The organism is Adlercreutzia equolifaciens (assembly GCF_029076695.1).
Lineage (GTDB): Bacteria > Actinomycetota > Coriobacteriia > Coriobacteriales > Eggerthellaceae > Adlercreutzia > Adlercreutzia equolifaciens_A.
In genome coordinates, this window is the sequence record NZ_JARFIK010000601.1 from 1 (window position 1) to 289 (window position 289).

Below are 289 nucleotides of genomic sequence, written 5' to 3' on the forward strand. Positions count from 1 at the left end.
TCGGCCACGGGCACTACGGTGCGAGCCGGCAGATAGTTAACCGCGCCCGCAATGCCAGAATCGGGGAAGAACGTCTTGTAGACCTCGTTCACCGCATCCATGTCGTCCAAGTTGCGGACCAGCACATTCACCTTGACGATGTCGTCGAAGGGCACGTCGATGGACGTGAGAATGGCCTTCACGTTCTTCAGGCACTGGGCCGTTTGCTCGGCCACATTGCCCAGGATGGGGCGACGGCTCTCCGGGTCGAGCGGCAGCTGCAGCGAGATGTTGTTGTAGTGGCTGAAGG

General features: G+C 60.6%; 1 protein-coding gene. It reads right to left on the minus strand.

What is annotated here, in order from left to right; genetic code table 11:
- Positions 1-289: RidA family protein (locus PZH32_RS13775; protein ID WP_275208830.1), on the minus strand; the 289-nt coding region annotated here is incomplete at both ends.